This window comes from Streptomyces caeruleatus (genome assembly GCF_001514235.1).
GTDB classification, from domain to species: Bacteria; Actinomycetota; Actinomycetes; order Streptomycetales; family Streptomycetaceae; genus Streptomyces; species Streptomyces caeruleatus.
Genome location: NZ_KQ948929.1, coordinates 52,474 through 66,493, shown reverse-complemented (window position 1 = coordinate 66,493; position 14,020 = coordinate 52,474). Strand labels below are relative to the sequence as shown.

General features: G+C 70.2%; 11 protein-coding genes and 1 pseudogene. 1 reads left to right on the top strand and 11 read right to left on the bottom strand.

Going from position 1 to position 14,020, the window contains the following annotated elements; all coding sequences use genetic code 11:
• Positions 1-15 precede the first annotated feature (15 nt).
• Genes AQJ67_RS18670 through AQJ67_RS18660 form a run of 3 tightly spaced genes read right to left on the bottom strand, consistent with a single transcriptional unit; the run spans position 16 to position 2,718 of the window.
• On the bottom strand, positions 16-843 hold the full coding sequence (locus tag AQJ67_RS18670; RefSeq protein ID WP_062720142.1) for an ABC transporter ATP-binding protein: 828 nt from the start codon (positions 841-843) through the stop codon (positions 16-18).
• Complete coding sequence (locus AQJ67_RS18665; RefSeq protein ID WP_062720141.1) at positions 830-1,882, bottom strand: taurine ABC transporter substrate-binding protein; 1,053 nt, start codon at positions 1,880-1,882, stop codon at positions 830-832. The genes AQJ67_RS18670 and AQJ67_RS18665 overlap by 14 nt, the downstream gene beginning before the upstream one ends.
• 53 nt (positions 1,883-1,935) lie before the next feature.
• Entirely contained in the window at positions 1,936-2,718 is a 783-nt protein-coding gene (locus tag AQJ67_RS18660; RefSeq protein ID WP_244190503.1) for an ABC transporter permease, read from the bottom strand.
• A 457-nt stretch (positions 2,719-3,175) separates the two neighbouring features.
• On the opposite strand from AQJ67_RS18660, the pseudogene AQJ67_RS18655 reads away from it, so the two are divergent.
• Positions 3,176-3,493 (top strand): annotated as a pseudogene (locus AQJ67_RS18655) (N-acetyltransferase family protein); the annotation flags it as partial.
• 128 nt (positions 3,494-3,621) lie between these two features.
• Here AQJ67_RS18655 and AQJ67_RS18650 read toward each other — a convergent pair.
• The 8 genes from AQJ67_RS18650 to AQJ67_RS18615 form a co-directional block, all read right to left on the bottom strand.
• Positions 3,622-5,595 carry a glycoside hydrolase family 97 protein gene (locus AQJ67_RS18650; RefSeq protein ID WP_062720140.1) on the bottom strand — a complete coding sequence of 658 codons (1,974 nt, stop codon included), beginning with the start codon at positions 5,593-5,595 and terminating at the stop codon, positions 3,622-3,624.
• A 103-nt stretch (positions 5,596-5,698) separates the two neighbouring features.
• The gene (locus AQJ67_RS18645; protein WP_062720139.1) at positions 5,699-8,086 is read right to left on the bottom strand and encodes a carbohydrate binding domain-containing protein; all 2,388 of its coding nucleotides are present in this window, start codon (positions 8,084-8,086) and stop codon (positions 5,699-5,701) included.
• Entirely contained in the window at positions 8,083-8,652 is a 570-nt protein-coding gene (locus AQJ67_RS47715) for a hypothetical protein (RefSeq protein ID WP_159058789.1), read from the bottom strand. Before AQJ67_RS47715 ends, AQJ67_RS18645 begins: the two co-directional genes overlap by 4 nt.
• Positions 8,649-9,602 carry a glycoside hydrolase family protein gene (locus AQJ67_RS18635; protein WP_062720137.1) on the bottom strand — a complete coding sequence of 318 codons (954 nt, stop codon included), beginning with the start codon at positions 9,600-9,602 and terminating at the stop codon, positions 8,649-8,651. The genes AQJ67_RS47715 and AQJ67_RS18635 overlap by 4 nt, the downstream gene beginning before the upstream one ends.
• Positions 9,603-9,661: 59 nt before the next feature.
• The gene (arfA, locus tag AQJ67_RS18630) at positions 9,662-11,191 is read right to left on the bottom strand and encodes an arabinosylfuranosidase ArfA (protein WP_062720136.1); all 1,530 of its coding nucleotides are present in this window, start codon (positions 11,189-11,191) and stop codon (positions 9,662-9,664) included.
• 71 nt (positions 11,192-11,262) lie between these two features.
• On the bottom strand, positions 11,263-12,333 hold the full coding sequence (locus AQJ67_RS18625) for a lactonase family protein (protein WP_062720135.1): 1,071 nt from the start codon (positions 12,331-12,333) through the stop codon (positions 11,263-11,265).
• Positions 12,334-12,377: 44 nt separating this feature from the next.
• A complete protein-coding gene (locus AQJ67_RS18620; RefSeq protein WP_062720134.1) occupies positions 12,378-13,346 on the bottom strand; it encodes a sugar kinase in 969 nt (322 codons plus the stop codon).
• Positions 13,343-14,014 carry a bifunctional 4-hydroxy-2-oxoglutarate aldolase/2-dehydro-3-deoxy-phosphogluconate aldolase gene (locus AQJ67_RS18615; RefSeq protein WP_062720133.1) on the bottom strand — a complete coding sequence of 224 codons (672 nt, stop codon included), beginning with the start codon at positions 14,012-14,014 and terminating at the stop codon, positions 13,343-13,345. The genes AQJ67_RS18620 and AQJ67_RS18615 overlap by 4 nt, the downstream gene beginning before the upstream one ends.
• Between the last annotated feature and the right edge of the window lie 6 nt (positions 14,015-14,020).

Genomic DNA, 14,020 nt, shown 5'->3' with positions numbered 1-14,020 from the left:
CCTGGCAGCAGGGACTCAGGCCGCCGCGGCTGACTTCACGGCATGGGAGACCTGCGCGCGCAGCTCCGCGAACTCGCGGGAACTGCGCAGCTCCTCGGCATCGATGTCGCCGCGCGGCAGCGTGATCGGCAGATCCAGGGCCACGGTGCCGGGGCTCTTGGTCAGCACCACGATCCGGGAGCCGAGGAACACCGCCTCGTCCGCCGAGTGTGTGACGAACACCGTGGTCCGGCCGGTCCGCTCGGCCACCAGGCGGACGTCCTCCTGGAGCCGCTCCCGGGTCAGCGCGTCCAGCGCCGCGAACGGTTCGTCGAGCAGGATGAGCGGGTTCTCCGCGGCGAGAGCCCGGGCGATGGCGACGCGCTGCTGCTGACCGCCGGAGATCTCCCAGATACGCCGCTTCTCGGTGCCCTCCAGGCCTACGCGGGCCAGCAACTCCGCGCGCCGCTGCGGCCATTGGGCGCGATCGACGCCCGCGTACCGCAGGGCCAGGTCGATGTTGCCCCGCACGGTCCGCCACGGGAACAGCCGCGGCGTCTGGAACACCACGCCTGCCGTATCCCCGGGCCGCGGCTCGGTGCCGGACACCCGCACCGAACCCCGCGTGGGCCGCTCGAAGCCGGCGATCAGCCGCAGCAGCGTGCTCTTGCCGCAACCGGAGGCACCCACCAGAACCAGGAACTCCCCGGACGGCACGGTCAGGTCGACCGGCCCGACGGCGGTGAAGGCCTCGCCGCCCCGGCCGTACCGGTGAGTGACCTGGTCCAGACGGACTGCACCCGCACGCACCGCGTCCACCGCGGCCACACTCTCCGTGGCCGCCGTGATCTCACTTGAGGACATCGGCCAGCCCTTCGAGGTAGAACGCCTTGCGGACGACGTCTTCGGACGGCGCGGCGTCGATCTGCTTCTGGTCGGCCAGGAACCGGCCGGTGTCCGTGACATACGTGAGCAGCTTGCCCGGGCTGTCGTCGGTGCCCAGCCAGCCGGCGGAGACCACCTGCTCCGGCGTGAGGAACACGCCCTGCGAAAGCTGAGCCTCGGCATCCGCCGCACTGATGCTGAGCTCGGCCGCGACGTCCTTCACCGCTCCCTGCGGATCCGACTTGAGCAGGCGCAGCGCCTCGGCCTGCGCCTTGCGCCAGGCGTCGATCGCCTTGGGGTCCCGGGCGATGAGGTCGTCCGACACCACGGCCAGGTCGAGGGTCGGCTTGCCCGCCGCACCGATCTCCTTGCTGCTGGTGAGCTGGTTGCCGGTCTTGCGCAGCTCGTCCAGGGTCGGCAGCCAGACGTAGGCGGCATCGATGTCGCCGCGCTGCCAGGCGGCGAGGATCGGCTGCGGCTGAAGGTCGATGAGCTGGACGTCGGAGGCCGCGAGACCGGCCGCCTCCAGCGCCGCCAGCAGGCTGTAGTGCGAGGTGGAGGCGAAGGGAGTGGCTATCTTCTTGCCCTTGAGCCCGGCGACGTCCGTGATGCCGGTGGCCTTGCGCGCCACGAGGCTCTCGTTCTCGCCGGCGACATCGAGGATCCAGGCGACCTTGTAAGGGATGGGCGAGCTGCCGGACACCCCGCGGGCGAACGGGCTGGAGCCGAGCGCGGCGATGTCGAGGGACTTGCCGATGAAGGCCTGGTTGACGCTGGCGCCGGAGTCGAACTTGACCCAGGAGATGTCGTAGTCCGGCAGTGCCTTCTCCAGCAGTTTTCTGTTCTTCACCAGCAAGTCGCCGCTGGGGAAGGCGAAGTAGCCGATACGCAGCCGTTTGGCGCCGCCGGACGAGGACCCCGCGCTGTCCGAGGAGCAGCCCGTGACGGCGGCGGACACGGCGGCCAGCGCGCCGGCGAAGAGGAGACGACGGGAGGGGCCTTGGGGGACACGGGACATGGCGGAGCCGTTTCTATGGGGAGGGGGTGTCGGTGCGCAGGGAGGCCGGGGGGCTATGTGCGTCCGCGCCAGGGCACGACCATGCGCTCCAGCCGCAGCAGCAGGCCGTCGATGATCAGGCCGGAGACGCCGATCGCGATGATGCCGACCACGACCACAGGGGTGTTGTTGTAGTTGGCGGCGTCCTTGACCATGCCGCCGATGCCGGGCAGGCCGTTCACCAACTCGGCGGCGACCAGGGAGGAGTAGGCCACTCCCACGGCGAGCCGGACGCCGGTGAGTGTCTCCGGTAGCGCGGACGGGACGACGACGTCCCGGATGACGTCCCACCGTGACCCGCCGAGTGCGCGGGCAGCCTCGATCAGGCTCTTCGGCACGGCCGCCACGGCGGCGGTGGTCGACACCGCCACCGGCGGGAACGCGGCCACGGCCAGCAGCGTGACCTTGGGCTCCTCGTTGATGCCCAGCCAGATGATGAGCAGCGAGAAGTACGCCAGCGGCGGCAGCGTCCGCAGGAACGTGATCCACGGCTCGAACAGCGACCGCACCCAGCCGACCGTGCCCATGAGCAGCCCGAACACCACCCCGGCCGCGACGCCGATGCCCGCACCGAACGCGATGCGCCGCAGACTGATACCGAGGTGCTCGATGAGCGTGGTGCCGTTGTATCCGCGTACGCCGTCATGCGTGGTCGAGACGTCGACGAACGCGTCCCACACCTTCGCCGGCGACGGAACCAGCGTCTCACTCCACGTACCGCTCGCCGCCAGCAGCTGCCACAGCACGAGGAAGAGCAGCAGCGACCCGACCGGCAGCGCGACGTGGCGCAGCCGCACCCAGGCGCCGCCGGCCGACGTATGAGATCGCCGGGGCGTCGTGGCTGACGCAGCGTCATCAGCCGTCGACACAGGCTTGGTTGTGGACACGAGGGGTCCTCCGTGAACGCCGGGACGCGAGCAACCGCTGTCGACCGACAACGACAGCCGGGCCCCGAGCGAGGGTGATGGCGAACGAAGAAGGGGGAGCGCGCCCGGAGTGAGGACGCGGGAACCGCCCTGATGCGGGTGAGGTCACCGCACGGCAGGGCGCATCAGAGAGAAGAAGTCAGATCAGCGACAACACGAGCCCGGGCGTCGGCACAGGTCGATGACCAGGCGTCGCACCAAGAGCTCGGAATTCATGAGGCCCATTTCTACAGCAGCCGCAGCTCAGGGCCAACACGCGTCCACTTTCTGAAACGCGTCGCAGTCAACCGCCCGACAGCTCGACGTAACCCGCGTACCATGATCGCCCCACCAGCCGGTGCTGGTGCGGGAGTTCGGAGCAACCTGCCTGGTCGCCCGCGCCGAGGACGGCATCCGCGGCTACCTTCTCGGCTTCGTCACGCCCGACCACACCGGATACGTCCACCTGATCGCCACCCGGGACGACAGCCGCGGCACCGGCCTCGGCCGCCGCCTCCACACGCACTTCACCGAGGTGGCGCGAGGCCAGGGCGCGGTCCGCCTCAAAGCGATCACCTCCGTCACCAACGAGGGGTCGATCACCTTCCACCGACCGCTCGGCTTCGACGCGAGCGTGGTGGAGGACTACGACGGGCCCGGTCGGCCCGGTCGGCCCGGCCACCGACGACACGGTGCTGGCCACCACACTGATCGGCACCGCGGACATGGTGTGGGCGCGGCTGCGGGGCTGGCGCGACGTCGGGGTCGGTACGGGACAGCCCGGGGCGCGGGGCGTCAGCTCGGCTTGAGGATGACCGCCTGACCACCCGCGCTGGTCATCGCCATGCTCAGAGTCGTCGAGGAGGTGACGGTCCGGGTGCTGACCACCGTGGGCGTGGCGTGCGGGGTGGTTCCCGCCGGTCCGTCCGCGTAGACGGTGGCGGTGTAGTTGACGCCGCTGTCGAGGAAGTCCAGCGGGACCGACAGGGTGCGGGCCGTCTCGTTGGTCATCGCCCCCAGGAACCAGGTGGCGCCGCTGCGGCGGGCGACCGCGATGTACTCGCCGATCGAACCGGTGAGGGTTCTGCTCTCGTCCCAGGTGGTGGGCACTGCGTCGAACCACGACAGCCCGGGCCAGTTGGCGGTGGTGGCGTACGACGACGGTGTGGAGTACCAGTAGAGGAAGTTGAGCGGCTGGTAGTACACCGCTGCCATCGCCATCTGGTGGTTGTTGGTCGTCAGGTCGCGGGACTGGCCGTAACAGATGGTGTAGTCCATCGGTCCGCCGACGTTGCGGGCGAAGGGCAGCGTCACGTTGTGGGTGGCCGTGGGGAACTGCTCGTTGCCCCGGACGCCCTCCAGGCTGATCCAGTTGGGGTAGGTGCGCTCGTAGCCGAAGGGCCGCACGTTGTCGTGCATGTCGATCAGCAGGTTGTACTTGGCGGCCGTCTTGGCCCAGGCGATGATCTGGTTGGTCATGGCCTGGGTGCCGTCGTTGATGAAGCCGAGCTTGATGCCGGCGACGCCCCAGCTCTTGTAGAGGGCGAACAGGGTGTCGGGGTCGGTCAGGGCCAGACGGTTGACGTAGAGGAAGACGCCGATGCCGTTCGTCGTGGCGTGGTTGATCACCATGGGCAGGTCGATGTCCCCGATCGCCGTGGTCGCGTCGGTGGTGGTGAACTCCGGGCCGTACCACCCCGCGTCGTACTCGACGTAGTCCAGGTTGCGGGCGACGGCGAAGTCCACGCCGGCGATTCCCGCGGCGGTGGTCAGGTTGCAGCGGAACACCTTGCCCGGCCGGATCCACGTCGTGTCGGTGAGGGCGCTGGCCGGGGCCAGGTTGAGCACCAGTTCGGCGTTGTCGACCAGGTCGGTGTCGGAGGATCCGAGGACGAGGACCCGCCAGGGCGTGGCGAACGGTGTGGTGACGGTCGAGGTGGTCTGCACGGTGCCGCTGCCGCGGGCGGTCTTCTTCATCAGGTACGTCTTGAGGGTGTTGCTCTGCCCGGAGACCGAAGTGAGCATCCCCCGCGGGTAGTTGACGCGGGAGGACTCGCAGATGCAGGCACGCAGCGCGCCGGGCAGCGTGACCAGCAGAGGCATGTCGGTCAGGGGGCCGACGTCCGTGCCGGAGGTGCCGGTGGAGGGGATCGCGTCCGGCGCGACGGGGGTGTACACGCCCTCGTCCCGGGCGCTGTGGACCAGGGTGCCGGCGGGGAACACGAAGCCGGTCAGCTCGTCGGAGATGGTGGCCTTGCCGGTGCCGAGCAGCGTGTAGCGCAGCGCGACTCCGGTGTCGTAGGCGCGTATCTGGACGCCGAAGGTGACGCCGCTGCCGCTGTCCTGAAGGTTCCAGCGCATTTCCTGGTAGTGGTCGCGGATCGTCGCGTTGCGCCCGTACACCGGGGTCCAGGTGCTGTCCTGGGTCCAGTGCTGATATCTGGTCATCACGGTGTTCGCGGTGCCCAGCGTGGTGCCGTCGCTCATCACGAGCCCGAGCACCGAGGTGCCGACGACCGTCGTGCCGGCGCGTTTGGCCGACCAGGAGAGCGTTCCGCCGATCAGCGACACCGTGATCCTGTTGCTGCCGTCCGGTGACGTGGCGGTCATGACGGCGTCCGCGGCGTGCGCCTCTCCCGTGCCGGCCAGCCCCAGTGCGGTCGCCCCCGTCGCGACCGCCGCTGCCTTGAGGACCCCGCGCCGGGACAGCACACCCGGGCGAGCGGCGTCGGGCAGGCCGGGCTGCTCCTGACGTCCTGACGTTCCCATGGTCGGTCACCTCTCTGTTGAGTTGCGTGAAAAAGACATCGACACGAGAAACGCGTGGGCGCCCCGCACGGTCCTGGCCCGTGCGGGACGCCCACGCTGTCGGTCACTGCTGGGTCAGGGTGACTTCGTCGCAGTAGCCGTCGCCGCTTCCGGAGACGAGGTGGCAGTAGATGCGGGCGGAGGTCACGCCCGCGCCCGTGGTGAAGGTCGTCGACTGCTTTGAGTACGTACTCGACGTGGTCGAGGCACTCGTGACGGCGGTGCCGTTGTAGAGCTTGGCCTCCAGTGCCGTCGTCGTGCCGGCGGTCTGGCTCGCGAGGGAGCCGGTCAGCCGGTAGGTGGTGTTCGGTGTGAGGCCGGTGACGATCTGGAACAGGGAGCCTGAGGTCAGGGACGCGTTCGTCAGCCCGGCGGCGTTGCCGTTGGCCGCCGTGCCCGTGAGCGAGAAGTCGCCGTTGCGCCAGGGCACGGTGTGGCCGGACTCGAAGTTGCCGTTGATCGCGTAGTTCTTGACGGGGGTGACGGCCAGGTCGTCGCAGTAACCGTTGCCCGTACCCGAACTCTTGTAGCAGTACAGCCGCACGGTGCCGTTCGCCGCCCCGGTGGTGAAGTCGGCGGAGACGAAGGTCCACCCGGTGCCGCTGGCGCTTGCCGTCGTTTCGAGGCCGCCGGTGTTCTTGACGCCGACGTTCATGACCTCACCGGCGACGGCGGACTTCACCCAGCCCGAGACCCGGTACGTCGTCCGGGGCGCGACAGGGACGTTCTGCTCGACGGAGGCCGGCGAGGGACCGACCCGGGCCGCGTAGGTTCCGCTGTGGGCGCCCGAGTTCACCACCGAGGCGGAGTTCCAGGCGCTCCACGCCGTGAGTGATCCCTTCTCGAAGCCGAGGTTCTCGTTCGCGAGGCAGGTCGCGTCGGACGGCGTGCTGAACTGGTCGGCGCCGATGTCGGGTGCGCAGACCGAGGGAACGGCCGAGCCCCAGTAGTCCTTGCCGCCGTTGTCGGGGATGACGACTCCCGCGCCGATGGCCGGGGACGACGACGAGCTGATCTGGTAGCCCGCGACGCTGCCGATGCCGGTGCCGCCGCTGCCGGGCGAGGCCAGCAGGGGATCGCCGGTGATGTTCCCGTTGCCGGTCGGCTCACTGGCCGGGTGATTGCCGTAGAAGAGGTTGTTCCGCCAGGCGAAGTTCGAGGCCGGCTGGCCGCTGGTGTAGGCGTAGCCGCCGCTGCCCAGGTTGTAGATGAGGTTGTTGGCGAGGGTGAGGTCGTTCCAGGCGCCGGTGACCTCGAAGACGTTCGCGGTCGATCCGGAGGGGAGGTAGATGGTGTTGTTGTAGAACTTGGAGTCCTGCGAGCCGAGCATGTTGACGACCCGGAGACGGTCGTCCTCGCTGACGTTGTAGCGGACCACGGCGTTGCTGCTCAGGCGTGACCCTCCGCCGCAGCCGCAGAAGAGGAGGAACCCGCCCTCGTTGTCGTGGCTGTAGTTGTACTGGACGACGGTGCCGTCCTGCCCGTAGTCGACGTCGAAGCCCTGGCCGTCGGGGTTCCCGGTGAGCTTCTTGGTGCCGTAGGCCTCGTTGTACTGGATCACGGTCCCGTCGGAGTCCCAGGCCCAGATGCCGGCGTTCGCCGCGTTCGGGGCCTTCGCCGCGTTGTAGACGACGTTGTGCTCGATGAGGGCGTCCTGCGACATCTGGACGACGATGCCGTCACCGTCCGTGTCGTGGACGGTGTTGTTGTGGACGACGACGCCGGTCCAGGGGGTCCAGGCCGGGGTGTTGCAGCCGATGGACGGCCGGCACAGCCATGTGCTCGACATGTTGATACCGCTGCGGGCGATGTTGGCGACGGTGTTGCCGTCGATGTCGACGTCGTTGAAGGCGCTGGGCGTCGTGGTCCCGAGAACGGCGAAGAGTATGCCGGCGCTGCCGTCGACTTCCTTCGAGTTGTTGCCGTTCACGTCATGGATGTTGAGGTTGCTGACCTTGTAGTGGTTGCCGGTGCCGTAGTTCTCGAGCACCACGTACACACCGCGCCGCGCGTTGGCGCCCTTCACCGCGCCGGTGTTGGTCACCTCCAGGTTGGAGATCTCCCAGTACTCCTGGTTGTGCAGGTAGATCGCGTCCGTGCCGCCGCCTCCGGCGATGATCGGCAGGGCGCCCGTGCCGTAGGCGTCGATGGAGATCGACCCGCCCGCAGCGCTGCCCGAGCCCAGCGGGTGCAGGGTTCCGGTGCAGGTCGTCCCTCGCTTCAGCAGCAGCTGGTCCCCCGGCGCGAAGGTCTTCGCGTTCGGGCCGGCCAGCGAGTTCCACGGCGAGCCGGACGTGCCGGTCCCGTTCGCTGCCGCCGAGCAGTCCACGTAGTAGGAGGTGCCCGCCGCCTGGGCTTGCACCGCCGGCGTAAGTACTACCGTGGCGCAGGCGAGCAGCAGGGTGACGACCAGGCCTGCGATGAACCGTCTTGTGTCGGTGACATGTCTCATGGTGATTCTCCCCGCACAACATTGTCGGGATGGGTGGTTGGGCTCGCCGTGCTCTTGCGGAGCGCGGCGACGATCGCCTGCGTAGGAGCGGGCTGGTTCGCCCAATCGGCCGCCACGTGTCCATCGGCGCCGATCAGGAGTGTGTGGAGCTGTCCGTCCTTGGACAGCCGGGCGCCGGCCGAGGCCGAGTCCGCGGCGACCACGAGTCCGGCCGGGATGGACCAGTTCGCCGCGAAGTTCCGCAGTGCGCCGTCGGTCGTGTTGCCGTCGGAGTCGGTGATGAGGACCCGGACGTCGGGGTACTGAAGCGCCACGCTCTTGAGCGACGGGATCTGGCTCCGTGCGTGCGCGGCGACGACGTCTCCCTGGTCGTCGACGGGGAGGGCGGCTACGAGGGTCGGGCCGGAGACGTCGATCGTGTCGCCGTCGAGCAGGGTCACCCCGGAGCCGGCCGGTGATTCTTCGGCCTGGCATCCGGTGACGAGCAGGAGCACGGCGAACAACGACATCACCGCCGTGCGCCGGGCCCTCTTCGGGCGCGGGGCCGCTTGTCGGATTCCTGTCACCGGAACGGCCCTTCGAGAGGAAGGATGGGGGCCTCAAGGGCTTCGTCGCGGTCGCACACGAGGGTGTCTCCGCTCACCCGCAGGCGGGCTGCCTGGATGGAGCTTCGGCGGTCGTTGTCGTCGCCGGGGTGCACGGCGCCGTCGTCGGACCGCCCCGGGTGCGTGAAGTAGAAGACGTAGGCACCGAGTTCACTGGTGACGACGTCGGCGTGGTAGCCGTACCCCCCGTCGTCCGGGCCCTGCCCGGGACGGTCGAGGACGAGGCCCCTCGGCTCCCATGTCTCCAGGTCCCGTGAGTGAAGAACGCGCAGGCCATGCCACTCGTCGACAAGCATCCAGTAACTGCCGCCGAGCTCGAAGACGTTGGGGCCTTCGTGTGCCGAGCACTCGACGGCGGGCCCCCGGACGGTCCACCGCGTCAGGTCCTCGCTGTCCGCCGCATAGGTGTGCGCGTGGTCGGCCTCGTCCTTGTACCACATGCGGTAGCCGCCCATAGGGAGCCGCAGGACGCAGGTGTCGATCACCCTGTCCGACGACAGCGACAAGGTGGAGCGGTACGTCCAGGAGAACAGGTCGTGGCTCGTGTAGTGGCGGATCACGCGGGCGTGGCCCGCCCACTGGGTCGGGACGCCCCGGATCACGCTGACGAACATGTGGTACTCGGTTCCGTCGTCGATGATCTCGGGGGCCCAGTAGGTGTGCCGTCCGGGCTCGATGTCCAGCCCCTCGGCGACTCCGCGGTACAGCCAGGAGGCCCCGCCGTCCGAGGAGGACGCGATCCCGATGTCGCTCCCGTGCACCCAGCTCACGTCGTTCAACGGTGGCGCGTCGGCGCGACGGCTCGTGTAGAACATCCACCACTCGCCGGCGTGCCGGTTCCAGATGACGGTGGGGTCGGTCGCGCCGTCGTGCACGGGGTCGCGGAACAGGGGTCGGGCAACGGCTGTCATCGGTTCTTCCCAGGAGTGAGTTCGACGGTGGCCCAGGGGCGGTCGGCTCGCCGACGTCGTCAGGCGGGCCGGTTCGTCAGGCGGATCATGTTCCAGGAGAGCGGTTCGAGTTCGGCGTGGAGGACGCCGTCGGTGACGGCCGTGCCGGTGGCGGGCCGCGGGGTGACCCGGTCGGGCCGGTCCGCGGTGTTGACAGCCTCCGGGTCGCCGTCGGCCAGGACGAGGTGCTCCACCACGGTGTGGGCGTCGACGCCACGCAGGTCGACCCGCAGAGGAAGGGCGTCCGTCTGGCTGCGGTTGACCGTGAAGACGGTGATGTCGCCGGTCTCGTCGTCGATCACCGCGGTGGCGTGCAGCAGCGGTACCTCACCGAAGCGCGCGGTGGTGTACGTCGGGCTGTCCACCTCGACGCGCAGCACCCGGCCGCGCCCGTACGCCGACGCCTGCGCGAAGGGGTAGAACGTGGTCTGCCGCCACGCCGCGCCGCCCGGCTCGGTCATGATCGGCGCGATGACGTTGACGAGCTGCGCGAGGGAGGCCGAGGTGACCCGGTCGGCGTGCCGCAGCAGCGCGATGAGCAGCGAGCCGAAGACCACCGCGTCGGTGACGGTGTAGACGTCCTCCAGAATGCGCGGCGCCTGCTGCCACTCCTCCACCGCGTGCGGGTTGGGCCGCTGCTGATACCAGACGTTCCACTCGTCGAAGGAGAGGTTGATCCGCTTGTCCGCCTTCAGGCGGGCGCGGACGTGGTCGCAGGTGGCGACGACCGACTCGATGAAGTGCTCCATGTCCACCGCGGACGCCAGGAAGGAGTCGCGGTCACCGTCGATCTCCTCGTAGTAGGCGTGCAGGGAGACGTAGTCCACCAAGTCGTACGTCTCCTGCAGGACCGTCGACTCCCAGGAAGCGAACGTCGGCATGGAGGAGCTGGAGCTGCCGCAGGCGACCAGTTCCAGACCGGGGTCGACCTGCCGCATCGCGCGGGCGGTCTCGGCGGCGAGGCGACCGTACTCCTCGGGGGTCTTGTGCCCGGTCTGCCAGGGGCCGTCCATCTCGTTGCCCAGGCACCACATCCGGATGCCGTACGGCTCCTTGCCGCCGTGGGCGATACGCCGGTCGGACAGTTCGGTGCCGCCGGGGTGGTTCGCGTACTCCAGCAGCCGTACCGCGTCCTCCACGCCCCGCGTGCCGAGGTTGACGGCCATCATCGGCTCCATGCCGGTCTTGCCGCAGAACTCCATGAACTCGCCGAGGCCGAACTCGTTGGTCTCGGTGGACTTCCAGGCCAGGTCCAGCCGGGTCGGACGCTCCTCGCGCGGGCCCACGCTGTCCTCCCAGCGGTAGCCCGAGACGAAGTTGCCGCCGGGGTAGCGGACCGTGGTGACGCCGAGCTCCCGGACCAGTTCCAGGACGTCCTGGCGCAGGCCGTCCGCGTCGGCGGCGGGGTGGCCGGGCTCGTAGATGCCGGTGTAGACGCAGCGGCCCATGTGCTCGACGAACGATCCGTACAGACGCGGGTTGACGCTGCCGACGTCGAACGCCGAGTCGAGGGTGAAGCGGGCGGCGGGGGAGGTGGTGGGCTCGGACATGACTGCCTTTCGGACGTCACTTCGGACGTGACAACGGGGAGGGCGGGAGGGAAGGGGAGGGGAGGGGAGGGTCAGAGCGCCAGTGCGCAGACCACCGAGGGGGCGGAGATCGGCGGGTGGGGCTGGGCCAGGCTTCCGTCGTCCAGGACACGCAGGACGGCGAGCGAGCCGCTGTGCTGGTTGGCCACGAGGAGATGGCCGTCCACCAGAGCGAGGCCGCGGGGCCACGCGCCGCCGGCCGGGACCTCGCCGAGCGGTTCCAGGGTGTTGCCCGCGAGTCGGAACGCGGCGACCGTGTCCGCGCCGCGGTTGGTCACCCACACGAAGCGTCCGCAGGGCGAGGCCACGATTCCCCCGGGCTGGTTGGCGACGTCCTCGGCTGTCGTGGCGGGTACGGAGGAGAGCGCCGTCAGGACGCCCGTGGCGGCGTCATAGCGGTGGCAGGTGACGGTAGAGGACAGTTCGTCCGCGCTGAACACCAGGTCACCGTCGGGGGAGAAAGCGAGGTGGCGGGGTCCGGATCCCGCGCGCATCGGGTTCACCGCGACCCGTTCCAGGGTTCCGGTGCGGGTGTCGAGCCGGTAGGTGAAGACCGCGTCCGCCCCCAGGTCGGTGGCCAGCACGAAACGGCCCGCCGGGTCGACGAGTACCTGATGGGCGTGACTGCCCTCCTGCCGTCCGGCGACCGGTCCCGACCCCTGGTGGACGACGAGATCGGTCGGTTCCAGCAGGCCTCCGTCCGCGCCGAGCCGGTGCACGGCCACGGTGCCGGGCGCGGTGTCGCTGCCGTAGTTCGCGGTCAGCAGCCACTCGCCGCCCGGGTGGACGGTGAGGTGGCACGGGTTCGCCCCGCCACTGCTCATCGGGTCGCCCAGCGGGGACAGGGTGCCGTCGTCGGCGCGGGTGACGGCGCTGACGGTTCCCGCCTCGGTCTCGTTGGTGCTGTAGACGACGGCCAGGGACGGGTGCGCCGCCAGGAACGAGGCCCCGCTCACGGGCAGCGGCTCCACCTCGTCGTACGAGAGGTGTCCGGTCGTGGGATCGAGCCGTAGAGCGGCGATGCCGGGGCCGTCGCCGCCGGAGTCGGGGGTGTAGGAGCCGGTGAGTACAGGGGTCACGCCGGTGAGGGAGCTGGTGCGCATGGGTGGTCCCGGGAGGTTCATCGAGCAGGTCGGTGGATCAGGTCTCAGCGGACGATGTCGTCGTGGTGGTCCAGCAGTTCCAGTTCGGAGCGCCGGGGCAGGCCCTCCCAGTCGCCGGCGGTGCTCACCGCGAAGGCGCCGAGCACGGCCGCCGTCCTCAGCCGCCGTTCCGGGGGCTCGCCCGCGAGCAGTTCGGCGAGGTAGCCGGCGGCGAACGCGTCTCCGGCGCCCACCGTGTCGTGCACGCGGACCGGTAGGGCGGGCTGCCGGTGCGACAGTCCGTCGAGCAGGGCGTATGCCCCGTCGGCGCCGAGCTTGATCACGGCCCCGCCGGGCCCCAGGTCGCAGATGCCCTGGGCGAGTTCCTCCGGTCCGTCGGCGCCGGGCACCACGAGAGCGGCCTCGTGCGGTCCGGCGAAGACCAGGTCGCTCCTGCGCAGCAGAGGCAGCAGCATCGCCCTGGCCTCGGCCTCGCTCCACAGCAGTGAACGGAAGTTGACGTCCAGCGAGATGGTCACGCCCGCGTCGGCGGCGATGTCCACGGCCCGGGTCACGGCAGCGGCGGGGCCCTCCCCGAGCGCCGGGGTGATGCCCGTGATGTGCAGGACCGCCGCCCCCGCGACGACGTGCTCGGGTACGTCGTCGGCCAGCAGCCGGGCTCCGGCCGTGTCGGCGCGGTAGTAGCGCGTACGGCTGTGCGTGGAGGTGCGTCGCTCCTTCAGCAGCAGGGAGGTGGGGGCGGGGTCGCGTACGGCGACGGTGGTGACTCCTTCGGCCCGTAGTTCCCGCAGGACGATTTCGCCGAGTTCGTCGTCGCCCACCCGGCCGATCCAGGTCGCGGCTCCGCCGAGTCGGCTGACCCCGATGGCGACGTTGGACTCCGCGCCGGCGATCCCCAGGCGCAGGTTCGTGCCGAGCGAGAACGGGCCGGGTTCGCGGGCCGCCATGACGGCGAGCACGTCGCCGAGGGTGACGAGGTAGGGCCCGCCGGACGGGGGCGGGGAGGCGTTCACGCGCTCGCCTCCCCGGCCCGCGCGGTGGCCCGTACCGCCTCCAGCAGGGTGCGCGCCCTCGTGGTGAGGGCGTCCAGTGCCTGCGGAGTCGGGTCCCGGTCCGCCCCGCGCAGCAGCGGGGAGCCGATACCGACCGCGTAGGCGCCCGCGTCCAGGTAGTCCCGCGCCTGGTCGATGCCGACGCCGCCGACGGCGACGAGGGGGATGTCGGGCAGTGGGGCTCGCAGGTGGCGCAGATGGGCGGGGCCGCCCGTGCCCGCGGGGAACAGCTTGACGGCGGCCGCGCCTGCCTGCCACGCCTGGGACACCTCGGTCGGTGTCCAGGCGCCCGGATAGCACGGTATGCCCCCGTCCGCCGCGTTCCGGACGACGGCGGTGTCCACGACGGGGGCGACCAGGAACTCCGCTCCCGCCGCCAGGGCGTCCCTGGCCTGCCCACCGGTGATCACGGTGCCGGCGCCGACCGCGACGTCCGGGCCGAGTTCCGCCCGTACGGCTGCCAGCGCGTCGAGCGCTCCGGCGGTGGTCAGGGTGATCTCCAGGCAGGTGATGCCACCCGACGCGAGGGCCCGGGCCACGGCGGGCAGCCCGGAGGCGTCGGCCGACCTCAGGATGGCCATGACCCGTGTCCGGCCGAGCTGCGGGGTGAGGGCGGGACGCTCGGTCATGACCCC

Coding starts and splice junctions, on each gene's coding strand:
- AQJ67_RS18670 (WP_062720142.1), bottom strand. CDS start 843: ATGTCCTCAAGTGAGATCACGGCGGCCACGGAGAGTGTGGCCGCGGTG.
- AQJ67_RS18625 (WP_062720135.1), bottom strand. CDS start 12,333: ATGCGCACCAGCTCCCTCACCGGCGTGACCCCTGTACTCACCGGCTCC.
- AQJ67_RS18635 (WP_062720137.1), bottom strand. CDS start 9,602: ATGACAGCCGTTGCCCGACCCCTGTTCCGCGACCCCGTGCACGACGGC.
- arfA (WP_062720136.1), bottom strand. CDS start 11,191: ATGTCCGAGCCCACCACCTCCCCCGCCGCCCGCTTCACCCTCGACTCG.
- AQJ67_RS18615 (WP_062720133.1), bottom strand. CDS start 14,014: ATGACCGAGCGTCCCGCCCTCACCCCGCAGCTCGGCCGGACACGGGTC.
- AQJ67_RS18645 (WP_062720139.1), bottom strand. CDS start 8,086: ATGAGACATGTCACCGACACAAGACGGTTCATCGCAGGCCTGGTCGTC.
- AQJ67_RS18665 (WP_062720141.1), bottom strand. CDS start 1,882: ATGTCCCGTGTCCCCCAAGGCCCCTCCCGTCGTCTCCTCTTCGCCGGC.
- AQJ67_RS18650 (WP_062720140.1), bottom strand. CDS start 5,595: ATGGGAACGTCAGGACGTCAGGAGCAGCCCGGCCTGCCCGACGCCGCT.